This window comes from Bacillus sp. FSL E2-8887 (genome assembly GCF_038007205.1).
Taxonomy (GTDB): domain Bacteria; phylum Bacillota; class Bacilli; order Bacillales; family Bacillaceae_G; genus Bacillus_A; species Bacillus_A mycoides.
Window position 1 is genome coordinate 4,997,509 of sequence record NZ_JBBOWS010000001.1, and the last position, 25,622, is coordinate 5,023,130.

The 25,622-nt window shown below is 33.4% G+C and carries 18 protein-coding genes and 2 pseudogenes; 10 read left to right on the plus strand and 10 right to left on the minus strand.

The genetic code is table 11. From position 1 onward, the window contains the following. Window positions 1-73: 73 nt before the first annotated feature. Window positions 74-1,528, minus strand: coding sequence for an O-antigen ligase family protein (locus NSQ08_RS25785; protein WP_340779740.1), 1,455 nt, complete (start codon window positions 1,526-1,528; stop codon window positions 74-76). A gap of 495 nt (window positions 1,529-2,023) precedes the next feature. On the opposite strand from NSQ08_RS25785, the gene NSQ08_RS25790 reads away from it, so the two are divergent. The 3 genes and pseudogenes from NSQ08_RS25790 to NSQ08_RS29950 all read left to right on the plus strand — a co-directional run bounded on the left by NSQ08_RS25790 (window position 2,024) and on the right by NSQ08_RS29950 (window position 4,079). After that, window positions 2,024-2,656, plus strand: a complete 633-nt coding sequence (locus NSQ08_RS25790; RefSeq protein WP_000924380.1) for a trimeric intracellular cation channel family protein — start codon at window positions 2,024-2,026, stop codon at window positions 2,654-2,656. A gap of 241 nt (window positions 2,657-2,897) precedes the next feature. Continuing rightward, window positions 2,898-3,275: pseudogene (locus NSQ08_RS29945) on the plus strand (protoglobin family protein); the annotation flags it as partial. Continuing rightward, on the plus strand, window positions 3,273-4,079 hold the full coding sequence (locus tag NSQ08_RS29950) for a methyl-accepting chemotaxis protein (RefSeq protein WP_412675713.1): 807 nt from the start codon (window positions 3,273-3,275) through the stop codon (window positions 4,077-4,079). The pseudogene NSQ08_RS29945 and the gene NSQ08_RS29950, both read left to right, overlap by 3 nt. Before the next feature lie 91 nt (window positions 4,080-4,170). On the opposite strand, the gene NSQ08_RS25800 is transcribed toward NSQ08_RS29950, so the two are convergent. Continuing rightward, a complete protein-coding gene (locus tag NSQ08_RS25800) occupies window positions 4,171-5,484 on the minus strand; it encodes a glycosyltransferase family 39 protein (protein WP_340779744.1) in 1,314 nt (437 codons plus the stop codon). A 363-nt stretch (window positions 5,485-5,847) separates the two neighbouring features. Between NSQ08_RS25800 and NSQ08_RS25805 the strand changes: the two genes are divergently transcribed. From NSQ08_RS25805 to NSQ08_RS25830, 6 genes are all read left to right on the plus strand, one after another. Further along, complete coding sequence (locus NSQ08_RS25805) at window positions 5,848-6,360, plus strand: acyl-CoA thioesterase (RefSeq protein WP_071743997.1); 513 nt, start codon at window positions 5,848-5,850, stop codon at window positions 6,358-6,360. Window positions 6,361-6,566: 206 nt separating this feature from the next. Next, entirely contained in the window at window positions 6,567-7,547 is a 981-nt protein-coding gene (locus NSQ08_RS25810) for a glycosyltransferase family 2 protein (protein WP_340779745.1), read from the plus strand. 93 nt (window positions 7,548-7,640) lie between these two features. Further along, window positions 7,641-9,056 (plus strand): oligosaccharide flippase family protein, encoded by a 1,416-nt coding sequence (locus tag NSQ08_RS25815; RefSeq protein WP_340779747.1) that lies wholly within the window; start codon window positions 7,641-7,643, stop codon window positions 9,054-9,056. A 357-nt stretch (window positions 9,057-9,413) separates the two neighbouring features. After that, a complete protein-coding gene (locus NSQ08_RS25820) occupies window positions 9,414-12,092 on the plus strand; it encodes a YfhO family protein (protein WP_340779750.1) in 2,679 nt (892 codons plus the stop codon). Window positions 12,093-12,176: 84 nt separating this feature from the next. Beyond that, the gene (locus NSQ08_RS25825) at window positions 12,177-13,115 is read left to right on the plus strand and encodes a glycosyltransferase family 2 protein (RefSeq protein WP_000175832.1); all 939 of its coding nucleotides are present in this window, start codon (window positions 12,177-12,179) and stop codon (window positions 13,113-13,115) included. A gap of 168 nt (window positions 13,116-13,283) precedes the next feature. After that, the gene (locus NSQ08_RS25830) at window positions 13,284-14,837 is read left to right on the plus strand and encodes an ABC-F family ATP-binding cassette domain-containing protein (RefSeq protein WP_340779752.1); all 1,554 of its coding nucleotides are present in this window, start codon (window positions 13,284-13,286) and stop codon (window positions 14,835-14,837) included. A gap of 23 nt (window positions 14,838-14,860) precedes the next feature. Here NSQ08_RS25830 and NSQ08_RS25835 read toward each other — a convergent pair whose 3' ends face one another. Then, window positions 14,861-15,742 (minus strand): TetR/AcrR family transcriptional regulator, encoded by an 882-nt coding sequence (locus NSQ08_RS25835; protein ID WP_016096444.1) that lies wholly within the window; start codon window positions 15,740-15,742, stop codon window positions 14,861-14,863. 299 nt (window positions 15,743-16,041) lie between these two features. Between NSQ08_RS25835 and NSQ08_RS25840 the strand changes: the two genes are divergently transcribed. Then, on the plus strand, window positions 16,042-19,158 hold the full coding sequence (locus NSQ08_RS25840; RefSeq protein WP_340779758.1) for an efflux RND transporter permease subunit: 3,117 nt from the start codon (window positions 16,042-16,044) through the stop codon (window positions 19,156-19,158). Window positions 19,159-19,183: 25 nt separating this feature from the next. On the opposite strand, the gene msrB is transcribed toward NSQ08_RS25840, so the two are convergent. From msrB to lytS, 7 genes and pseudogenes are all read right to left on the minus strand, one after another. Next, complete coding sequence (gene msrB / locus NSQ08_RS29955) at window positions 19,184-19,636, minus strand: peptide-methionine (R)-S-oxide reductase MsrB (protein WP_370458379.1); 453 nt, start codon at window positions 19,634-19,636, stop codon at window positions 19,184-19,186. Between the two features lie 45 nt (window positions 19,637-19,681). Beyond that, window positions 19,682-20,149 (minus strand): annotated as a pseudogene (gene msrA / locus NSQ08_RS29960) (peptide-methionine (S)-S-oxide reductase MsrA); the annotation flags it as partial. 101 nt (window positions 20,150-20,250) lie between these two features. Continuing rightward, window positions 20,251-21,285 (minus strand): AI-2E family transporter, encoded by a 1,035-nt coding sequence (locus tag NSQ08_RS25850; RefSeq protein ID WP_002016425.1) that lies wholly within the window; start codon window positions 21,283-21,285, stop codon window positions 20,251-20,253. A gap of 334 nt (window positions 21,286-21,619) precedes the next feature. After that, complete coding sequence (gene lrgB / locus NSQ08_RS25855; protein ID WP_340779764.1) at window positions 21,620-22,312, minus strand: antiholin-like protein LrgB; 693 nt, start codon at window positions 22,310-22,312, stop codon at window positions 21,620-21,622. Between the two features lie 34 nt (window positions 22,313-22,346). Continuing rightward, on the minus strand, window positions 22,347-22,778 hold the full coding sequence (gene lrgA / locus NSQ08_RS25860; protein WP_016102341.1) for an antiholin-like murein hydrolase modulator LrgA: 432 nt from the start codon (window positions 22,776-22,778) through the stop codon (window positions 22,347-22,349). A 133-nt stretch (window positions 22,779-22,911) separates the two neighbouring features. Next, window positions 22,912-23,652 carry a LytR/AlgR family response regulator transcription factor gene (locus NSQ08_RS25865; protein WP_002130151.1) on the minus strand — a complete coding sequence of 247 codons (741 nt, stop codon included), beginning with the start codon at window positions 23,650-23,652 and terminating at the stop codon, window positions 22,912-22,914. Next, on the minus strand, window positions 23,630-25,399 hold the full coding sequence (gene lytS / locus NSQ08_RS25870) for a two-component system sensor histidine kinase LytS (RefSeq protein ID WP_340779765.1): 1,770 nt from the start codon (window positions 25,397-25,399) through the stop codon (window positions 23,630-23,632). Before lytS ends, NSQ08_RS25865 begins: the two co-directional genes overlap by 23 nt. Between the last annotated feature and the right edge of the window lie 223 nt (window positions 25,400-25,622).

The following is a 25,622-nucleotide window of genomic DNA, read 5'->3' on the forward strand; positions in this document are numbered from 1 at the left end:
CGCTACATTTCCATCTATCTTTATTTTACTGTACTAAAAAATAAAAGCTAACAAAAGTTAGCTTTTATTTTTATCATTCAATTTCTAGATCTACGATTAGATAAGCTAACAACACTACAAAGTAAATTCCTACTCCTGGTGCTGTGAAAATATGTCCTGCAATATATGCAATACCTAATGCTAATACTAAGCTTGCTGAAATCATTCCATATTTCACATTGAATATTTCCTTAAATCTTGTAACAAATGCTATTAAGATTCTTAAGCCGTAATAAATAAATGGAATCATCATTAACGCAAAACCAATAATTCCGAAATCATAAAACCAATCATGGAAGTCCATTTCGATTAGCTTCGGATCTGGCTGCTTTTGTTCATTATATTTATAGTTACCTGCATAACCCATTCCGAATAACTTTTGTGACGTTGGCGCTTCTTTAAAGAACTGCTTATGTCTCTCTTCATATACTTGACGTCCACTGAAAATAAGATTTTCTTGATTTTCTTTCTTTTGCTCTTTCTCAAGCTCTTTCTTAACTTCCTCTTCTATCTTTGCCTTTTCTTCCGGCTTTTCCACTTTATGTTGTTGTTTTTCTTCTTTTTTAATTTTATCTTTAATTTCTTTTTCTTTCTGACCTTGCTGCGCTACATTTTGTTCTGATAAATAGTTGTTATGAATACCCATATTTTGTGCTAATGGCGTCATTTTAAACGTTCCGACAACACCAGCTAATAGAACAATAGCAATTAATCCATTAAGTACAAGAGACCTTTTGTTTGGATTTCTTCTATCAAATAATAATTGTAGTACGATAATCCCGATTGCTGCTGCTAACGTAGCACCAATTGAGCCCATCCCTACTTTCGTACCAACTTGAATTAACGAGTAAATCATTAAAAGCGATGGAATCCAATATAAAACGTGTTTCACGCTCTTTGTTTTTTGAATAGAATATAGTACCACGATAGGGAAAATAATAGCTAAGATTGACCCTAGTTCATTACCTGCATAGAACCATCCTCGGGAACCAACTTTCATCCATTCATAACTACCGAAATCTGTACCTGTCGTAATAGAAATAACCATAACAGCACTAATAATTAATGTTGAATACATAATGTTATTTCTAACTTTATCGCTAATATTTACTGTTTTCTTTAGTGATTTTAAAGCTAAAATGTATGAACCAAGCATAATATATATATACAATGCTTTTCCAATGAATTTAACTTCTTCTGCGAGTACAATAGGACTCTTGATTAACTTGTTATTAATAAACCCTATTCCTAATGCAGCTCCTAGTAATACAAGATAAATCAAAAACTTCCTATTTTCTCTTTCTTTTGCCTGAATTAAAATATAGATACCGCCCATTGCCATAATGAGGAATCTCACCATAATTCCAACTGTCGCATTTACTTTTAATAACTCAATGCTAAGAGACGTTAATAAATCCAAAACAGGCTGTAAAATAATAAAAAAGAGCAAAAAATGCTCAAATCTAACCCTAGCTTGATTTGCTAACATTCCAAGACCTCCATACAAAATCTTTACATTATCTTTTAATCATAGTTTTCTATCGTTAAAACACACCTAGCAATTATAACATAACTCATATTTAAATTGAGAACTATTTTTTATGCCGACACTAGTCAAATCAAGCGTTATTAGTAATAGAAACTATTGTCCTTTAGCTATCCTTCCCTATCCCTATAAAAACTATCTAACACCTGTGCACTTATTTTCGACCGTACAGAAATATTTTTTTATCATTTTATACAAATGTACAAAGCGGACTTCTCTTATTCTACCATTCCTCCAACTAAGCTACATCAAAAAACTATACAATTAATCTTTCCACACTTTTTCGCTTTACTTTATTGCTACTTATCAAGCATTTTCAAACGCTTTCTTTAGCTATTTCATCCGTTTTTCTACATGTAGCGAAAAGTAATTGTTATTTCCAAAACTTTAGTGTATATTTTTTCTCTGGAACATCTTTAAGAGGAAGGAATTAAAGCCATGTTATTAATCGATATATTTACGTTTCTTGGCATTATCGCCGCTGCCATTTCTGGTACATTAGTTGGTTTGAAAAAAGATCTAGATTTATTTGGTGTCCTTTGTTTAGCTGTAGCTACTGCGCTCGGCGGCGGTATTATTCGTGATATTATGATTGGTAACCTGCCTCCTGTCGCATTTGTAAAACCCATTTACTTTTTCGTAAGTGTACTATCAGCATTATTCACATGTATGTTTTTTGAGCGCATCAATAAACTTCAAGTTGTTATTATGCTTTCTGATGCTGTTGGTTTAGGTGTATTTACAGCTATTGGTGCAAATGCAGCAATGTCACATCACGTTGACGCCTCGTTTTTAGTCGTTTCAATGGGAGTTATTACAGGTATTGGGGGCGGCATTTTACGTGACATTTGCGCTCAAGATATCCCGTATGTATTCCGAAAAGAGATATATGCAATTGCTTCTATTTTAGGAGCAGTTAGTTTCCTAATTACACATGCAATGGGGGCACACGTATTAGCTTTCTATGTTTGTTTATTAATAACATTCGTTATTCGTGTAGTCACCGTAATATATAATGTACATTTCCCAGTTTTCTTTAAAACACATGCAAAAATTAATAAAGGCCATTAAGAGAATTCTACATAGAATTCTCTTAATTTATATACAATTCCATATACTATAGAGTAATTGTATATAAAAATATATAATTACATTAGAATAAACAAATGAAAACGCTTTATAAACAGGGGGAAGAATGATGCTTGGGGTTTTTAAAAAAAATAAAACAAACACCAGTATAATTGAATTAAGCAAAGGCCAACAAATCATATTTAACGTGCCTGCTAATTCTGAACTAAAAACTCAAATGGATATGCTACATATTTCAAAGGAAGATTTACAAATTGTTAAAGTATTACAGCCATTTATTTATGAGGAAATAGATTGGATAACAGAAAAATTCTACACCAACATCACAAAACAACCTAATTTAATTGCTGTTATTGAACGCTACAGCTCTATTCCCAAATTAAAACAAACTTTAAAGACACATATTAAAGAATTGTTCAGCGGGAATATGAATGAAGATTTTATTGAACAACGTGTTAGAATTGCAAAAAGGCACGTACAAATTGGTTTACATAGAAAATGGTATACTGCTGCTTATCAAGAGTTATTCCGCTCCGTCATGAAGATTTTGCAAACGAAAATTTCAACGATAGACGATTTTTCTTATTCCATAAACGTAATAAATAAATTATTCACATTAGAACAAGAACTTGTTATTGCGGCTTATGAATCCGAATATGAAAGAATCCAAAAAGAACATGAAAAAGAAAAAGAACTGACAACTATGACGATTACACATATTGCAACAGAACTAGCGGCAGTATCTGAAAAAACAAGCTCTTCTATTCAACAGTTAACATCTAAATCAGAAAGTATCGTAGGAATTGCAAAAACAGGTACATCATTAGCTACGACATCAGAAGAAAAGGCCAATAAAGGAAAAGAACAATTAAATCTGCAAAACAAACGAATGGAAAGTATCCAAACGAATATGGAAACTATTATTACTGATACTCGTGAACTTCTTGATATTTCTAACAAAATTAACGAAATCATTGATATTGTAAAATCAATCGCCGAGCAAACAAATTTACTGGCATTAAATGCCGCTATTGAATCTGCACGTGCCGGCGAATTTGGTAAAGGTTTTTCAGTCGTAGCGGGAGAAATTCGAAAGTTATCAGAGCAAACGAAAGAATCAATTTCCAACGTTACAAAACTCGTTGAAAAAACTAATGAACAAATTATACACGTCTCTTCTTCCGTGGAACAAATAAGCTCTCTCGTATCTGAAGGGACAGATAGTATGCATGCGACAGATCAATATTTCCAAGAAATCGTAAAAGATATGTCTAACTCTAAAGAACAAAATAAAAAAATTGAAAATGAATTAGAGACTATCTCACAAGTAATGAAGAGTATTCAAGACGATTCCTCAACAATGGCCTTAACAGCGGATAATTTACAACTAGAACTAAACCGATAAGGCGAATCGATACAAAGTGGAGATTCTTCATCTCCGCTTTGCATTCATCCTTATCATCCATCTACAAAAAAAGAATCCAAAATGGATTCTTTTATTTTCTGAAAAATATCTTTTGGCAATAAAAATAACTCATATAAACACCAAAGCTTTGTAAAATAAACAAGGCTGGCATAATAATATTATAATATGCCATATCTACTCGAAAGAGCCTTAACGACACATATCCGGTAATTAATAATACAAACAACATATATCCTTCGTTTTGCTGTTTCTTAATTAGAAAATGTAATAAAGCTATGGCCATAAATAATGTCACCACTATATATATAAGCTTTTCACATTTAAAAATAATAGAATTTATTCCCTCATCTGAAAACTGGTTAATAACTGGTTTTAACAGTTTAAATCTTTCTACTTCCATTTCTTTTAACTCTTGATCAATGTGCTCTTTTACACTTTGATTTTTGGATGTTTTTTCTTCCTTTTGACTTTTCCCAATTAAAACAGATTGAACATAAGTCTGATTAGAAATCGTATACTGTGACATTCCCATCATCTTGATACCATAGCTCACACCAAAATGAGTACTATAAAACAGAATAAGTATTCCTATCATTTTTAATAGTAATTTTTGTTTCGCCCCTGATTGAAATAATTCAATTAACAGCACATATACAGCTATAAAGATAGGTAAAAATAACCCCATTGGGAAAATCATATTGCTAAGCGCAAATAAAATGGTTGAAATTACCCACATATAAGGATGATCTAATCCCTTATATAAAAATATGTAACAAGCACAATAAAATAAAAATATTGCGAGTGATTCCCCCGTTAATACAGAACTCATAAATATATTTGGAATATATAAAGCGTAAAATATTGATGCAATACGACCACACTCTTCTCCAAAGACCATTGACGCAATGCGATAAATGAAAAATGCAGTTCCTGTACAAAATAAAATATTAAATAGTTGTAAAGCGAATACCGTATCACCAAATATACGAATGATGATCGATTCATAAATAATAAAAGGTAACTGTGCTACATTCTCTATATTATTGCCAATTGCAATCTGCTTTGCAGACTCATACATAGCTTTCATATCACCTATCATTGGACTATCTACAAATAGAACTGTGATAAGTCTTACAACTATAGACATGCTTATAAGAAAAATAAGAAATTGTTTATCTGTAAAACGATATTGCAAAATTGATGCTACTAACAAAATAAGAATAACAAAAATCACTAATACGATTGTTATACTTGTTGTACTTCCCCCAAAAAATTGCTTACTTGTTTCAAAAGCGGACCAACAACTATAGACAAAAAATGCGAGCATCGCACCAATCATTATTTTACTGAAGAAAGATGAAAAATTTGTTTGTATATGATTCATATGTTCATTGCACCTCTATTTCCATTCATAACAAAACGATTCTATCATGAATAGGCATAAGGTTAATAGGGAATTTCTATGACAAATACATAGTCATTACTTTTTCACTTGCAATGTAAGCGAATCCTCTTTTACACTACATTTTATATACGATAAATTTTCTTTCAGTTACATGAATGCAAATACAGAAATTTCAATAAAGTGAAACTTTAATCCGCGGGGGGTTGTTCATCCTCCACTGACTATTATCCCGAAAATAGCGGGATAATCCTCTTGGAACACTTTACTTCATTAAATATCTAATATGAGTACTCCACTTACACATGTCACTCTGATTGAAAACAGAAAATAGGGGATGAATATATGGAAAAGAAATTCATGCGAGAATCAAAAGCAATTAAAACAACACGTGTTTTTCCTAACGATTTAAATAATCACCAAACACTTTTCGGTGGGAAATTATTAGCAGAAATTGATAGTATCGCCTCAATTGCAGCTGCAAGACATAGCCGCAAACATTGCGTAACAGCATCTATCGATTCCGTTGATTTTTTAACTCCAATTCACCAAGCAGATTCTGTTTGTTATGAAGCATTCGTATGTTATACAGGAAAATCTTCAATGGAAGTTTTCGTAAAAGTAATTGCAGAGGATCTACTAGCAGGCGAGCGTAGAATGGCCGCAACGTGTTTCATTACATTTGTCGCATTAAAAGACGGAAAACCTTCATCTGTACCACAAGTAATTCCTGAAACAGAGGAAGAACATTGGCTACATACAACTGGTTCAGAGCGTGCAGAAAATAGAAAAAAGGGACGTTTGAAAAGTAAAGAAATGGCTGAAGTGTTAACTTTGAATAAACCTTGGAGTATTTAATAACTGATTTACCTTCCTTTTTTCTAATCAAAAAGGAAGGTTTTTTATATGAAGCATTTGTTTGCACGCTTTTCATATAAAATACATAGAGTTGATTTACAAAGTTTATATGCGGTAAACTTATACAGATGTTCTTGTAATCTTCTTCCTTTGAAAAGGCCTATATATAGTGTGAAACATAAAAAATTTGAGGAGATAAAAATTATATGATGGAACAAAAACAAATCGTTTCAGTTGTTATCCCGCTGTATAATGCGGAAAAATATATTGAAGAAACGATGGAATCGATACTAAATCAAACATATAAACATATTGAAATTGTAATTATAGATGATGGGAGTAAAGATCAATCATCTTCTATCGTAAAAAACCTTGAACAAAAATATCCAGGACAAATAAAATACGTCCCTCAAGAAAATCAAGGCGTTTCTGTTGCTCGTAATACAGGAATTGAAAACGCTAGCGGAGAATATGTTGCTTTTCTTGATAGTGATGATTTATGGCATCCAACAAAAATCGAAAAACAAGTTGAAAGCATGCATAAAAACAACATGAATGCTTGTTATTGTGGCTATATGAACTTTTATGAAGAGACGGGTGAAAAAGTTGAACACACGACAAACTTTATTAAAGGTGATATGACAAAAGCTTTCTTAACGCATCAAGTTGTTGCGCAAACGAGTACTTGGATTTTTAAAAGATCTATCGTGATGGATCATAACATTCGTTTCACACCAGGATGTAGCTGGGGAGAAGACTTAGAATTTCTATTTAAATTAATGAGTGTAACAAACGTATGCTATGTAGATGAATATTTGACATATTACAGAATCTTATCAGAAGGAAATCTTTCTTCAAAGTATAAAGATTATGAATTAAAAACAGCAAAAGAATTAGAAGTATTTAATCGAATGAAGGATTGGGTTCATAATAAATCACAAGACTTAATCGTGAATGATTCTACAGAACTTCTTGAAATTCTTGAAACTTACCTATTCCCATATACAGTCATTAACAATGCTTGTATATACATTAAAGGAAGCTCTAAGTTAGATAAATCACAAGTTCAATTAATCAAGGGCGATATAAATAAATATTGTCGCAAAATTTATTCAAAAAATGGAAAACGAAGCAAAAAGCTATACGCAATGCTTTGGTTTGTACGAATAAAGTTTATGTTTTCTTAAATAAAGAATACGCTTTTAAACATACCTTCCGTAAACAAATCAAATTTACAAATAGGACGAAGTGCGTCCTGAAAAATAGAAAGGTCTTGTTCCATGAAAACAAATAAAATCCTTAAAAACGCCTCCTACCTATTTGTAGGAAATATTACTGTTCGATTTGTACTTGCTATTGCGACGATTTTCTTTGCGAGATATGTTTCACCAAAGGATTATGGGATGTTTACAACTGCATTAGCAGTTTCCGCTGTTATTTGTTATTTTACAGATGCAGGTTTGACACATACGTTTATGCGTGAAGGAACGAGAAGCAACGCTAACATTAGCGTACTAATTAGTAGTTATTTACGTATTCGTTTAGTATTAGCTATCGTAATTTCTGTGCTCTTCGCTATTTTCGCTCAGTTCTTCTATCCTGATGCTTACTTACGTGCGATGGTATATTGGGTTGTACTGCCGACAATGTTTGGAGCCACTTTACAAGGTGTTGGGATGGCTTACTTCCAAGTAACAGAACGCATGCAATTTACAGCGATTATTTCTGTAATACAAGGTGTAACAGCCGCAGCTGCTCTTCTACTAGGAATGTCCTTTAAATGGTCACTTATGATGGTTGCTGCCATGTACGGGATATCCAGTCTCGTAACAGGACTCATCGCCTTTATAATGGTAATTCGCCATACAACAGTTCATAAGGGCTGGGATAAAGGTATTTTAGATCAATTGCTCATTTTCACAATCAATGGCATTATCATTATGCTCTTACCACAGTTAGGGCCCATTATATTAGAAAAAGTTTCAACGTATGAGCAAGTTGGATTCTTTGGAGCTGCATCGAAAATACCCGCTGTCCTTTATCAAATACCTGGTGTAATTGCAGCAGCTTTTTATCCAAAATTATTTGCTTTTGGAAATGAAAAGAATATTGATGAACATAGAAAACTATCTCAGTTCGAATTAAAACTTATGTCTTTCTTAGGAATGGGAATCTCCATTCCATTTATCGCTGATCCAAGCTTTTGGATTGTTACTTTATTAGGTGAACAATATGCACCAGCCGGTGATGCTCTTGCAATTTTAGCCTTTATGGTCATTTTACAATCTATCAACTATCCACTTGCTGATAATTTAACAACTATTGGTCAACAGTGGAAGCGTGCGACAACGATGGGAATTGGATTAGCTGTCGCTATCGTAAGTTACATCGTATTAGGTAGCCAATTTGGAATGATGGGAGCTGCGGGAGCTGCAATCATTACCGAAATTACATTATTAATCGGATTTACTTTATTCGTTCGTAAAGGCTTTGCATTACTATTCAAAGGAATAATATTCAATGCATTAGCATTTATAATCAGTTACGCGATATACCGCACAGTGTTAATTAACTTACCGCCACTAATAGCTTTAACATTTACTGGTATATTGTACGGCATTATCGGTCTTGCCATTGATCCTCAAATACGCGGGTTAATTTTAGGATTTATAAATAAAAAGCTAGCTAGAAAATAAATAAAAATAAAAACTTCAAATTTAATTTGAAGTTTTTATTTTATCGTCTTTACTTAGAATTAACCTTGTTTTCAATCTTTATCTTAAATTGACTTGCCTTTCTGGAATGATTATACTTGGAAACGGACAGCCCTAGATGTACAACACCTAGTATTAAAGCAATTCGCAGTTAATCTTCTATACAAACATTAACTTGTTACGACCCAAATTTACCATAAATTGCACACCTGAAAACTTTATTACTACCATCAAAAATCGTCGATTCATCCATAGTTTTTCTTCATTATAAAACAATATCTAAATATGGAGAATGTGGCTTAAATCTTAATAATTGTATTGAGGAGGCTTATTCATTTAATGACTTCAGAAGTAAATAAAAGAACCTTTTTCACTAAAAGCACACTTATTATCATTCCATTATTAATAGTATGTGCATTTGCTTTTCATTACTTTTTCTTAAAATCAGACAGTGTATTTTCTAGTACGGGAGATGCATTATCACAATTCAGCTTCTTTACATTCCTTTTACAACATGCATTTAAAGATGGGAATTTATTTTGGTCTTGGGATTATGGCTTAGGTGGAGATTTATTCGGGGAATTTAGTTATTACTATAGTACAGCACCATTTTTCTGGCTTACGCTCCTTCTTCCTAAACTAAATTTTGACCAAATCTTTGAGATGAAGCTATATATGAGTATTTTAAAAAGTACATTAGCGATGTTATTCATGTATGGCTCTTTACGTTATCATAATAAAACTATTTTTTCTTCTTTCATTTCTGCCATTATATATGGGGGATGTGTGACTTTTATTCGCCATTCTTTATTATGGGATTTCATGGCAGATGCTATAGTGTTTTTACCTTTAGTAATATGGGGACTGGATAAATATATTTTAGAGCGAAAAAAGGGATTATTCCTGTTTGCAACAGCGCTTATGCTTGCATCAAATTTCTATTTCGCTTTCATTACTAGCATTTTCATCTATATTTATGCCTTTTTCCAGTATTTCGCTACACAGCAAAACAAAACGATAAAAACATTTCTAACTTATTATATTAGAATTGCTTTCCTATATTCTTTATCACTAGGTTTAGCTGCTGTTTGCTTTATACCATCTGTAAATGGTGTATTTAGTTCAGATCGACTAGCTACAAAATTTACTATTCCATTATTTTTTGAAGATACGTTTTATAAAAACTTAATGGAAAGTATCTTTTTCATTAATAATACAGAGGAGTATCAGCTCGCATTCCCAGTTTTCATTCTCTTCCTTATTACTAGCGCGCTTCTAATACGCAATAAACTTGTCACAAATAAGTTACTCTTTATTGGGTTTATGCTAGTTCTGTATATGCTTCCATATACGTATTCCGTATTTAATGGTTTTTCTGCTATGCAATCCAGATGGTTTTACCTATTTGCATTTGTGGTTGCCCAAACTTCAGCTTACATTTTAGATTGGATGCTACTTCACAAAAAGAAGGTCAACTATTTAATAGGTCCTTTGCTAGCGACAGCGTTATTTATTTACGCATTCTATAGAAAAACAAATATAAACGAACAACCACTAGAAACGATTGATAAAATTTTAATTGGTACCACTGCTTTATCTATTATTACAATATTACTATGGCGCTATTTATCAAAAGCAGTCTTACAATCTTTCATTATATTGAATGTACTGGTCAATGTAATATGTATTAATTACATCTATTCAGATACAGCTCTTAGTAAACACTTTAATCAAGCAGGCGCAACAAAAGAATCATTACATGGTCCAGGTCTCGATAATAAGGATGAAATTGACGCAATTCATTATATACAAAATCAAGATAAAGATTTTTATCGAATTATCAATCCAAACAATAATTATAAGAATACACCGATGCTGCAAGGTTATCATGGTACAAGTACTTATCAAAGCTTAGTCAATCGTGATGTTCATGACTTTATGAAAAATAAGTACAATGTTTTCCAAGGATATGATAGTCCATCTATGTTCTTCCAGTTAGATAAACGACTATTCCTTGAGAACATGCTAGGGGTAAAATATTATGTATTAAGTGAAGGTGCTAATAAAACTGATATTCCGTATGGTTATAAATATTTACAACAAGTAGGTCCTTACAACATTTATAAAAACGAATTTGCACTACCATTAGGCTATGTATACGAAGCTGGAATAAGTGATGAAGAATTTTCAAAACTTAATTTTGCTGAGAGAGATCAACTTTTATTAGATGCTGTAGTTGTAGATAATGTTGGAAGTCTTCCGTTAAAACAATTTAATACAAAACAGCTAGATTCAAAACAAATTAAGATTAATCCAAATAAAATTAAGTGGGAAAATATAGATAAAGAGAAAGATATACTCACTGTTCATGAAAATGGGCGTATAATAGTACCTGTTGATAATACCGATATGTTAGGTGATCTCCTTGTTGAAATTAAAATTAGAAATATAAATAAGGAATCATTTGGGGTTACTGTGAATGACAAATCTATGATAAAAGGTAATGAAGATGGAGCTTATGCTTACCCGTTAGAAAGATTTGTTTACAATTTAGGAAAAGATGCGAAGCCAACTGAGCTAATCATTTCTATCCCTACTCCTGGTCAATACGAGTTGAAAGACTTACAAGTCAACAGTACCAACTATAAAACTGTCCCGAAAAAAGTGAATACTTTAAAAGAAAATAGCCTACAAAATATTTACTATAAAGGTAACTACTTAAAAGGTAATATTAATTCTACTAAAGATGGATTACTATATTTATCTGTACCGTATAGTAAAGGATGGTCAATACAGGTTGACGGTAAAGAAACTGAGTTTACGAAGGCTAATTCTTCCTTTATTGGTGTTCCTATTTCAAAAGGGCAGCATGTAGTTGAAATGAAATACGTCACACCTTATTTCAAAATGGGTCTCGTTATTTCTATCATTTCATTTATCATTTGTATCTCGCTTCTAGTTCTTGGAGATAAGGATCGATATAAAAAATTTAAAAGTCGTTTTAAAAAAAGTTATTAAAATAAAGTGAAGTAAAAGTTGAAGATAATTGCTTGAGCTTTTACTTCATGCCCAGTTTAAAATTACACCTAAGGAGGTCCTAACATGACCCTTTCAATAGTAGTACCTTGTTATAATGAAGAGAAGGTACTCAGAGCTTTCTATTCAGAGACTTCTCTTGAAATTCATAAACTAACTACTGATTATGAATTTGTTTTCGTCAATGATGGAAGTAAAGATAACACACTAGAAATTCTACGTGACCTAGCCGATTCAGACTCAAGTGTGCATTATATATCATTTAGTAGGAATTTTGGAAAAGAAGCTGCTATGCTTGCCGGTCTAAAGTATGCTACAGGCGACGCTGTGGTTATTATGGATGCTGATCTACAACATCCACCCGAACTAATAAAAGATATGCTAGACGGCTATAATAACGGCTATGATCAAGTAATTGCAAAGCGAACTAGAACGGGTGATTCACCAGTACGTTCTTTCGTTTCTAGCTTATATTATAAAGTCATGAATAAATTCGTTGATATTGAGCTAGTAGATGGCATCGGTGATTTTAGACTTTTAAGTAGAAGTGCAGTCGATTCACTACTATCTCTAACTGAATACAATCGTTTTTCAAAAGGTTTATTTTCTTGGATTGGTTTCAAAGAACAAATTATTGAATACGAAAATGTATTACGTTCTGACGGAGAAAGTAAATGGACTTTCTCTAAGTTATTAAATTACGGGATAGATGGTGTAATTTCGTTTAACAATAAACCATTGCGATTATCTATATACCTTGGATTATTAACAACGCTTTTAGCTGTTTTATATGTAATCACTACATTTATTCAAATTACCGTTAGCGGCGTCGATGTACCAGGATACTTTACATTAATTTCTGCCATATTATTTATCGGTGGTATTCAACTCATTTTCCTAGGGGTTATCGGTGAATACATCGGTCGTATTTATTATGAAACAAAGCGTAGACCACATTTCATTGTAGCAGAAAAAAAAGTTAGTAAAGTAAAACAAAAAGCTTAGTAAAAAAGTTACTTCTGTAAATAGAAGTAACTTTTTTACTATTATATTTCCCAAAAAAATTAACGCAAAATAATTCTTGAAAAAAGATACATTTTGAAAGGATAGCATTATACTCAATAATTTAGTATCATGATTCAAGGTACTATTTCAAGTTGGACGGAGGATACTATGAGCTTATTAACAGTAGAAAAACTAGGCCATACATTTGGCGATCGCACATTATTTAAAGATGTATCCATGCGTTTACTAGCAGGAGAACATGTCGGATTAGTCGGTGCAAACGGTGTTGGCAAATCAACATTTATGAATATTATTACTGGTCAACTTATCCATGATGAAGGCCGTGTAGAATGGACACCTGGTACAAATTACAGTTACTTAGACCAGCATACAATTTTAACACCTGGTCGCACAATTCGTGATGTATTAGCTGACGCGTTTTTACCTTTATTTGAAAAAGAAAAAGCTTTAAATGAAGTTGCAGAAAAAATGGGAACTGCAACACCGGAAGAATTAGAGGACCTTCTTGAGCAGATGGCAGAAATCCAAGATGCTCTCGAAGCAGGTGGTTTCTATTTACTAGATATGAAAATCGAAGAGGCAGCAAGAGGTCTTGGAATTGATGCAATCGGTTTAGATCGTGATGTTTCAGCACTAAGTGGTGGACAACGTACAAAAGTATTACTTGCAAAGCTATTACTTGAGCAACCAGAAGTGTTATTACTCGATGAGCCTACTAACTATTTAGACGTTGAACATATTCATTGGTTAACTAATTATTTAAAAGAATATCCACATGCATTCTTATTAATTTCTCATGATACGGAATTTATGAACAAATGCGTTGATGTTATTTTCCATCTAGAATTTACAAAAATGACGCGCTATACAGCGACATACGAAAAATTCCTAGAGTTAGCCGTAATTAATAAAAATCAACATATAAATGCTTATGAAAAACAGAAAGAGTTTATTAAAAAGCAGGAAGACTTTATTGCAAAGAACAAAGCTCGTTATTCAACGACAGGTCGTGCAAAAAGTCGTCAAAAACAACTTGATCGCATGGAGCGTATTGATCGTCCTGAAACAGCAATTAAGCCAGAATTCTCATTTAAAGAATGTCGTGCAAGTAGCCGTTTCGTCTTTGAAGGTGAAAATGTAGAAATCGGATATACACACCCATTACTACCAAAACTAACAATGACAATTGAACGCGGTGAAAAAATTGCTATCGTTGGATGTAATGGTGTCGGTAAATCAACATTACTAAAAACAATTTTAGGAAAAATTAAACCTTTAAGCGGTAAAACGAGTCTTGGTGACTTCTTAGAGCCTGCATACTTCGAGCAAGAAGTAAAAGCTGATAATATAACACCAATTGATGATGTTTGGAACACATTCCCTAGTATGGACCAACATCAAGTTCGTGCAATGTTAGCGAAATGCGGATTAAAAAATGAGCATATCTCTCGCCCACTAAATCAATTAAGTGGTGGCGAACAAGCAAAAGTTCGTTTATGTAAGTTAATGGGTGAAGAAAGTAACTGGATCCTATTTGATGAGCCAACAAACCATCTTGATGTTACAGCAAAGGAAGAACTTCAAAAAGCTCTGAAGGCATATAAAGGGACAATCCTTCTTGTATGTCACGAACCAGAATTTTATGAAGGCTGGATTACAAAAACTTGGAATGTTGAAGAATGGTCACAAAATAATTCTTAATTATAATAGAAAATCCTTGCGTTCTATATGCAAGGATTTTTTATATTATAGTATGCCGTAAGCCTCAATCGAAACTCATTTAAACTAGGATATACCGCTAAATTAGCAAGCATACCTCTAATGACTGGAATTCTTGGATTTTGCAATCTCATTTCTGCTTCTAAAACATCTAAAGTTACAAGTAACTCATCATTTTCTAATTGATCAGCTAATGTTCGTTTAAATACAATAATTTCACTTAGAAAATGTTCCTTCACCTGTTCCTTAATAAGCTCGGAACTACAAAGAAATTCTCCTAGTCTCTCTTCATGTAGGACAGGTTCCTCCGAAGATTCTAGAAGCCCCTCTACTAAATTGTCTATCCTTTTTAAAATAAAAGCTGAGACATAGGACAAATCAATTTCTGGTGCATTTAAAATAATTAATTCTAAATACCCACGGCATATCCCTTCCACCATAATTACTAGATCTAACAAGTATGGAATAACCTTTTCACCATAAATGGACAGTAAGCTATTCCGATAAAATGCATGAGACTCTAATTTCATCCTCATCATAAACTCTTCTACTTCTTTATTAAACGGAATTGCATTTTCTCTTGCATGCATAATAATAAATTCTTTATGTTTTTGTACATCAGTAAACTGACAATATAATTGTTTTTCAAATTTTTCACGTGGTAATAAAGATTCTTTTTCAATATCCAGCATTTTCTTCTGAATCTTGTCATAATAATATCGAAGTGTGGCCAATAATAACTCATCTTTTGATTTGAAATATAAATAAAAAGCTCCTTTTGATATACCACATGCGGTTACGATTTCTTGTACTGACGTTGCATTTACACCCTTAGTTGCAAATAACCTCATAGCCATCTCTATAATTAAGCGCTCTTTTTCTTTCATATTCTCTCTCCTAAATTTAATCTCGCATCTTATGTAAATTCAAACTTGATTTTATTCCACATTAACTGAAAATAAAACTCCCCATCTAAAATTTAATGGAGTAAATGGTTTATATAGAAGCCTTTCCATCTATAAAATCCGGTTAGTAAAAGCCAATGATCAGAAAAAGAATAGGAAACCGACTACTTACAGTTTGATTTTATTATACCATCTCTTTTCATTGACGACTGACCAATCGGTCAGTTATATTATGTATTAGACTGACCGATTGGTCAATATAATGAAAAGGGAGCGCAAACATGAACAAAATCATCAATTTCACGTTAAAAAATAAGTTCGCAGTTTGGCTACTAACCATTATTGTTACTATTGCGGGTATTTATTCTGGACTCAATATGAAGCTGGAGACAATTCCTGATATTACAACACCGATTGTAACAGTAACCACGGTTTATCCTGGTGCTACACCAGAAGAAGTAGCTGATAAAATTTCAAAACCAATGGAAGAGCAACTCCAAAATTTAAGCGGTGTAAACGTTGTTAGTTCATCATCTTATCAAAACGCATCTTCTATTCAGGTAGAATATGATTTTGATAAAAATATGGAAAAAGCCGAAACGGAAATTAAAGAATCGCTCGCAAACGTGAAACTGCCAGAAGGTGTGAAAGACCCGAAAGTCTCACGAGTAAACTTTAATGCCTTTCCTGTTATTTCATTAAGCGTAGCGAGTAAAAATGAATCTTTAGCTGCCTTAACAGAAAATGTAGAAAAAAATGTTGTTCCTGGATTAAAAGGACTTGATAGTGTCGCATCTGTTCAAATCGCAGGTCAACAAGTAGACGAAGTACAGCTTGTCTTCAAAAAAGATAAGATGAAAGAATTAGGTTTAAGTGAAGATACTGTAAAAAATATGATTAAAGGTTCGGACGTATCGTTACCACTTGGCTTATATACATTTAAAGATACGGAAAAATCAGTTGTTGTCGATGGTAACATTACAACAATTAAAGCATTAAAAGAATTAAAAATTCCAGCTATCCCTTCATCACCGAATGGTCAAGGTAGCCAAAACGCTGGTGCTGGAACACAAGCACCACAGATGAATCCGGCCGCTATGAACGGCATGCCAACGGTTACATTAGAGGAGATTGCTGATATTAAAGAAGTTGGAAAAGCAGAATCCATTTCTCGAACGAATGGAAAAGAAGCAATCGGTATTCAAATTGTGAAGGCTGCTGATGCGAATACAGTTGATGTTGTAAATGCAGTTAAAGATAAAGTGAAGGACCTTGAGAAAAAATATAAAGACTTAGAGATTATTTCAACATTCGATCAAGGTGCGCCTATTGAAAAATCAGTCGAAACAATGCTTAGCAAAGCTATTTTCGGTGCTATCTTTGCAATTGTTATTATTATGTTGTTCCTGCGAAACATTCGAACAACACTAATCTCTGTCGTTTCTATACCACTTTCTTTATTAATTGCAGTTTTAGTAATAAAACAAATGGATATTACCCTTAACATTATGACACTTGGAGCAATGACAGTTGCTATTGGACGCGTTGTTGATGACTCAATTGTTGTTATTGAAAATATTTACCGACGTATGTCTTTATCAGAAGAGAAATTACGTGGGAAAGATTTAATTCGTGAAGCTACGAAAGAAATGTTTATCCCGATTATGTCTTCTACAATTGTAACAATCGCTGTATTCTTACCTCTTGGACTTGTAAAAGGTATGATTGGTGAAATGTTCTTACCATTTGCTTTAACAATTGTTTTTGCCCTACTTGCTTCTTTACTTGTGGCAGTTACAATTGTACCGATGCTAGCACATTCCTTATTTAAGAAGGAAAGCATGAGAGAAAAAGAAGTACATCATGAGGAAAAACCAAGCAAATTAGCAAACGGCTATAAACGTATACTTGAATGGGCGTTAAACCATAAAATTATTACATCAAGTATCACAGTCCTCCTATTAGTAGGCAGCCTTGCACTTGTACCAATCATCGGTGTCAGCTTCTTACCATCTGAAGAAGAAAAAATGATTATCGCAACGTACAAACCTGAGCCAGGTCAAACGTTAGACGACGTTGAAAAAATTGCAACGAAAGCTGAAAAGCATTTCCAAGATAAAAAAGACGTCAAAACGATTCAATTCTCATTAGGCGGCGAAAACCCAATGAGCCCTGGTCAAACAAATCAAGCGATGTTCTTCGTTCAATATGATAACGATACGAAAAACTTTGAAAAAGAGAAAGAACAAGTCGTTAAAGATTTACAAAAGATGTCTGGAAAAGGTGAATGGAAAAACCAAGATTTCGGAGCAGGTGGCGGTAGTAACGAAATTAAGCTATACGTTTATGGAGATAGCTCTGAAGAAATTAAGCCTGTCGTGAAAGACATTCAAAATATCATGAAGAAAAATAAAGATTTAAAAGACATAGACTCTAGTGTTGCAAAAACATATGCAGAATATACTTTAGTCGCTGATCAAGAAAAGTTAAGTAAAATGGGGCTAACTGCTGCTCAAATTGGAATGGGACTTTCTAATCAACATGATCGCCCTGTTCTTACAACAATTAAAAAAGACGATAAAGATATAAATGTATATGTAGAAACTGAAAAACAAAACTATGAAACGATCGATGACTTAACAAATCGTAAAATTACAACACCACTTGGTAATGAAGTTGCTGTCAAAGATGTTATGACTGTAAAAGAAGGTGAAACTTCTAACACAGTAACACATCGTGATGGCCGTGTTTATGCGGAAGTTAGTGCAAAACTAACATCTGATGACGTTTCAAAAGCATCTGCCGCTGTTCAAAAAGAAGTAGATAAAATGGATCTTCCTTCTGGTATAGATGTTTCTATGGGTGGTGTTACACAAGATATTCAAGAATCATTCAAACAACTTGGCTTAGCGATGTTAGCTGCGATTGCCATTGTATACTTCGTTCTTGTTGTTACATTTGGCGGTGCCCTTGCACCATTCGCAATTTTATTCTCGCTACCATTCACAATCATTGGTGCACTCGTTGCCTTATTAATTTCTGGCGAAACGTTAAGCGTATCTGCGATGATTGGGGCTCTTATGCTAATTGGTATCGTTGTAACGAACGCAATCGTGCTCATTGACCGTGTTATTCATAAAGAAAATGACGGCCTATCAACACGTGAAGCATTATTAGAAGCTGGTACAACACGCCTGCGTCCTATCTTAATGACTGCAATTGCAACAATCGGGGCTCTTATCCCGCTTGCATTAGGATTTGAAGGTAGCGGCTTAATTTCTAAAGGACTTGGCGTAACAGTAATTGGTGGATTAACAAGTTCAACGTTATTAACACTTCTTATTGTTCCAATCGTTTATGAAGCATTAAGCAAATTTAAAAAGAAAAAAGTAAAATAAAAAAATAACCTCGCTGACTGCGAGGTTATTTTTTATTCCCAAACAAGATTAGGAAATCACCATATCCTTCTTTTTCTAAATCTTCTTTTTGAATAAAGCGTAGCGCTGCCGAATTAATACAATAACGAAGGCCGTTTTGTCCTGGGCCGTCTGGAAATACATGCCCAAGATGTGAATCTCCTTCTTTACTTCTCACTTCCGTACGCGTCATATTATGGCTAACATCCATTTTTTCTTTCACACTAGCTGACATAACTGGTTTCGTAAAACTCGGCCATCCACAGCCGCTATCGAACTTATCGAAAGAAGTAAATAATGGTTCCCCCGAAACAATATCTACATAAAGCCCTTCTTCTTTATGATTCCAATACTCATTTTGAAAAGGCGGTTCTGTCCCATTTTCCTGTGTTACATAAAACTGCATCTCGTTTAATCTTTCTTTTAAATGAGCATTATTCTTTGGCCAATGTTGTTTAATAAAAGCATCTCGACCTGAGCCTTTACGATATAACTCATAGCGAAATGTATTCTTCTTATAATATCCTTGGTGATATTCTTCAGCTGGATAAAACGTAGCAGCTGGCAATACTTTTGTCGCAATTGGCTTCGAAAAATGCCCACTTTTCTCGAGCTCTTCTTTTGAAGCCTCTGCCTTTTTATGTTGTTCTTCATTATGATAAAAAATCACCGTTTCATAAGACTGCCCGCGGTCGTGGAATTGTCCCCCTATATCAGTCGGGTCAATTTGTCTCCAATATATATTTAACAACTCTTCATACGGCATTTTATTTGCATCAAATGTAATTTGTACTGCTTCATAATGCCCAGTTGTTTCCGAGCACACTTCTTTATACGTTGGATCCTCTTTATGGCCACCTGTATAGCCTGAAACAACCTGTATAATCCCTTCCATCTCTTCAAATGGCGAAACCATACACCAGAAACACCCTCCGGCAAACGTAGCTAACTCTATCTTTTCATTTACAGCCATTATTTCACCCCTATTCTATCTTCTCCTTACAGTATGGCATAAGGAACGTCATGTTATAAAAGAAAAAGCATCGAACATCGATGCTTTTTCTTTACTTCACTTTATTTTTTTCCAACGTCCTTCTCCATTTCATCACTTGTCACATCTAAGACATCTAATAAGAAAATGAAGATTGGAATACCGATAATAAGTCCCCACACACCTAAGAAATGCTCAGAGAAAATTAATATCATAAATGTGTAGAAGATTGGTAAGTTTGTTTTTTGTGACATAAACTTCGGATTTAATACATAGCTCTCAAGTGCATGAATTACTGTTACAATAACTACAATATAAACGACATACATAATACCGCCAATATTGTAAGCAATCATACAGAGTGGGAATAACGAGATAATAACACCCGCCACTGGAATTAAACCAAGCAAGAAAATCATTAACGCTAAACCTAGTAATTGCGGGAATCCTAATATCCATAATGCAATAACAGATAAAACACAGTTAACAATTGCAATTAAAAATTGTGCTTCGATTACTTTTCCAAATGAACGTGCAAATTTCTTTCCGAAATACTCTATTTCGTTATAGAAAATTGCAAGTCGGCTTTCTTTAAATTTCGAAGTAAAAGCAACGATACGTGCTTTTTCAAGTAAGAAAAATAAGCTTAAAATTACAGAAAGTAAAACTTGAAGGCCAAATTTCCCAACATTCGTAATAGATTTATACAAAATGTCTACGCCTTGCCCCACATATTTAGAAAGCTCCATATGATTAACAGCATTAACTGCATACTTAATTAATTCACTATCAGGTGGATTTCTTAAAAATACATTAAATTGATAAATCAATTGTGAAATTTGTATTGTTAATACCGGTAAATATTTAAATAGCGTAATGGCAATTCCTGCCACCAACATTACATATAAAAGCGCTATAATAATTTTTCGATTAATTGGCATGAAATGATCTAATTTGCGAGAAATAAACTTTTGGAATCGATCCATTAAATACGTCAACATAAACGTAATTAAAATTAAATTTAACATACTTTGCATCCCATACAATATGAGAGCAAGTAATACTAATACGATTAACCTCTGAAATCCTTTGCTTTGAAACAGGTTTTTTATTTGCATAATCGACGAGTACTCTCTCCTGTCCTATAAAGTAAAACGTTAACAAGTAGATCTCTCTCTATCCTCTACTTATAATTATCCTTTAATATTAAAGCCATTGCGAGCAATTTATATTCAACTCTAACCACCCGTTAATTGTGCTATATATTATGTTACTTCTTATTTTACAATACAATGACCTATTTCAGAACGCATTATACGTAGTATTAATGAAGATTTAAGGAAACTTTTATCCTTCAATAGGTCTTACCACTACTGTAACATAAAAAGCAAGCTATCAGTAGAAATCCGTCCTACAAATAACTTGCTTTTATATTTTTTTTAGTAAGTTTTATCATCCAATAAACAGCATGAACATTGGAATAACCACCACTGTTACGACACCAACCACTGTCACAGCGATACTGGCCATAGCTGCTTCTACTTCACCCATTTCGATACCTACTGCAACCCCTAACGCATGTCCTGCTGTTCCAAGCGCTAAACCTTTAGCAATCGGATGTTTAACTCTAAATGTTTTTAAGAATAAAGCTCCTAATGCGTATACGATAACAGCATTAAAGATAACTGCAAATGATGTAATTGCTGGAATACCACCGATACTTTCAGAGATTGGTAATGCAATTGCTGTTGTTGCTGCCTGCGGTAACATTGAGTTCATTACAGCTGTATCTAGACCAATTGCTTTTGCGACAATGAACACAACAACCACTGAACAAATAGATCCAACCACAATAGCCGATAAAATTTGCCACCAATATTTTTTTAACTTATCAACTTGTTTATATAATGGAATTGCAAACGCGATTGTTGCTGGTTCTAAGAAGAAGCTAATCATTTTTCCGCCAGTATTATATTCTTCAAAAGTAAAGTTACCTACTTTTAGAAAGACAATCCCTAATACCATCGCTACGAATAATGGTGTGAATAAGAAAAATCCTTTTGAATGCTTAAATAATAATGTTCCGATTCCGTATGCGATTAATGAAACGACGATTCCGAAATATGGAGTCATTGTGCTTGCCATGTTCATTCCCTCCTAACAATATATACTAAATTGGTTACGCAACTTTTCCGTGCCTACGTCCTTTATTTACTACTTTCAATTCTTTCGTATCTTCTATTTCTTTATCGTCTTTTCCTAAAATAAATTGTGCAAATAATCCTGTTACAGCGAGTAAAATAATTGTTGCGACAACAATTACAGTTAAAATTTGTACAAAATATTGTCCCATTACACCGAGAGAATTAATAACCGAAATACCTGATGGAACGAAAAGGAATCCGATAATACCTGTTAAAGCCGTTCCGAGTGATTCAACTTGTTCCAATTTAATAACTTTTAAACATAATAGGCTAAATAAAATAACTAATCCGATCACCGATGAAGGCATTGGAATTGGTAAATGCGTTGCAATAATATTAGAAACTAACATAATAGCTGAAAATATGAATGCTTGTGATAAGAAACTATATACTTTTTTCGTACTCATTTTGGCCACCTCTTTCGATTTGGTACCTTTATTGTATAAGATAAAAATAAAACTGTAAGCGTTTACATAACAGAACGTCAAATATACAAAATTAGTTACAAAAATAGGCAGACGAAATACAAAAAGCTGCTTCTTAAATACGAAGCAGCTTTTTAAGTTCTTTTGCATATGTACGGCTAACCGGGACTTTGGATCCCTCTTTCATAATTAAGTTATAAGTCGAATTAAACCACGGCTGTATCTCAGAAATATGATTAATATTAGCAACGAAACTACGATGAACACGCATAAAAATTGTTTGTGGTAATTTCTTTTCCAAAATGACAAGCGTATCATGTGTTACATATGTTTCTTTCATTGTTTTTACAGTTACTTTCCCATCTACAAGCCCTACATAAATAATATCTTCAATGTTAACAAGTACAATTGATTCCTCAATTGGTAATGCTAATTTATGCATCTCGGCCGTTACATCTACACTCTTTACATCTTGCTTTGTTTCTAACTTTATTTGCTTTTGTTTTTTATATTTCTTTAATGTCTGTACGATACGTTCTTCATCAAATGGCTTTAAAATGTAATCTAACGCATCTACTTCAAATGCTTGCAACGCATATTGATCATATGCAGTAGCAAACACAATTGAAGGTGGGTTTTTCATTTTCTTTAATATATTTGCGATTTCAAATCCATTATCATCAGATAATTGAATATCTAGAAAAACAATATCTGGTTTGTTTTTCATTAATTCTTCTAATGCATCCTCTACACAATCCGCCTCACCAATTATCTCTACTTCTTTTGTTTTCTCTAATAAATATTTCAATTCATCCCGTGCTAACATTTCATCATCAACTACTAATACTTTTAACACTCCGTTTGTCCTCCTCTACTTTTTTCGGAATCACAAAGAGGATCTTTGTCCCTTGCTCTAATTCACTTTCAATTTGAAGCATTGTCTCTTTCCCAAATAACCCGATAAGTCGTTCATTAATATTATATAAGGCTGTTCCCGTCCCTTTCTTTGATGGAACTACCATTTTTCCTAATTGCTCTAGACGTTCACTCTCAATCCCTTGTCCATTATCCTTTACTTCAAAGTGAACCATCCCTTCTTTTTCAAACACATGTACCTCGACTTGGCACACTGGCTGCTTTTTCGGAAAAGCATGGCGCAATGCATTTTCAACTAATAGCTGAAGCACAAATGGTGGAACTAAAGTCACCTTTAGTGCCTCTTCAATGTACATCTTCACTTCATACTTATTCGGAAACCTCGCTTGCTCTAACGATAAATATGCATGTACATGATTCAACTCTTGTTCTAATGGAATAAGTAATTGTCGTGCCCCTTGCAAATTACAACGAAAATAAACGCTAAGCTGCAATAATAATTTTCTCGCTTTCTCTACATCTGTTCGGCATAAAGCTGATACTGTATTAATTGCATTAAATAAAAAATGCGGATTGATTTGTGCTTGCAACGCTTTTATTTCTGCATCTTGCAATAACTTACTTTGTAACTCAGCTTCACCTAACTCAAGCTGTGTGGAGAATATTTTCGCTAGCCCTTCCGCTAACTCTTCTTCAACACGACTTAATTGATTAGGGTTTTTAAAATAAAGTTTTAATGTTCCTATCGTATTTCCATGTGAAGTTAATGGAATAACAACTGCCGCTTGTAATGGACACCCTTCATGTTGACAATTAATAATCTCACGTGATTTTGCCTTCATTATTTTCCCTGTTTTTAATACTTCTTTTGATAAACCTGTTATTAAACTGTGTGAAGGAATATGATGATCTGATGCTAATCCAACGTGAGCTAAGATTTCCTCTGTATCTGTTAAGGATACCGCATCTGTTCCCGTAAAGCGGTGAATAATTTGTGCCACATGTTTACAAGACTCTTCTGTTAACCCTTGGCGGAAATATGGTAACGTCTTATCAGCAATTCGTAATACTTTATGCGTTTGCAAAGCTTTTGCGTTTTCTTCTTGTCGTAAAATAGCTAGTATCATCGAAAGTAAAATGAAACTGCCAAAACTATTTACAAGAATCATCGGTAGCGCAATTGTTTTCACAACACTAAGTCCATCTTCTATAATTAATAGAATCATAAGCATTTCTAAAGTAACGATAAAAACACTTAAAATCGCAGAAAATTTAGGAGTAATAGTACGGTTATATTTTTTGAAAATGTATCCAATATAACCTGTTATAATCCCAGCCAAAATTGATGAAATTGCACAACTTACTGCCGTCGTCCCACCAAGCATATAACGATGAATACCCGCAATAGAACCTACTCCAATTCCGACGATAGGACCGCCAAGCAATCCACTAATTCCAACACCCATGATTCGTGTATTCGCAATTGTGCTGGATGATGAAACACCTTGTAACCAATTTTCATTCATAATAGTATTTCCTGCTATTTCAATCCCTGTGTAATTGCTTACAATTGTAAACACTGAAAAAATACAAATAAGCTTAAACTTATCTACATATCCGTCTTGCTTATGAAGAAGACGCCGGAACGTTTTAATATGAGAGAGTAAAAATCCTAAAATAACAATAAGTCCGACGCGTTCAATCATCATAAGTACTAAATTTAGCATCTGTGATTCATTCCTTTTTATATTAGTTAGTTTTATTATGGGAAAATAATGAAGCGCGCGTCAAGGAGAATGAAATGTTTTTTGAAATATTTTACACATAACTATCCCCTCTTTATTTGACAATCTAACAGAAGAGTGCTAAAAATAAAGTAATATAATACAGTCCTTTAACCCAACCCCGTGAGGTTGAGAAGGAAGTCGGAATATACTATACGTATGGTCT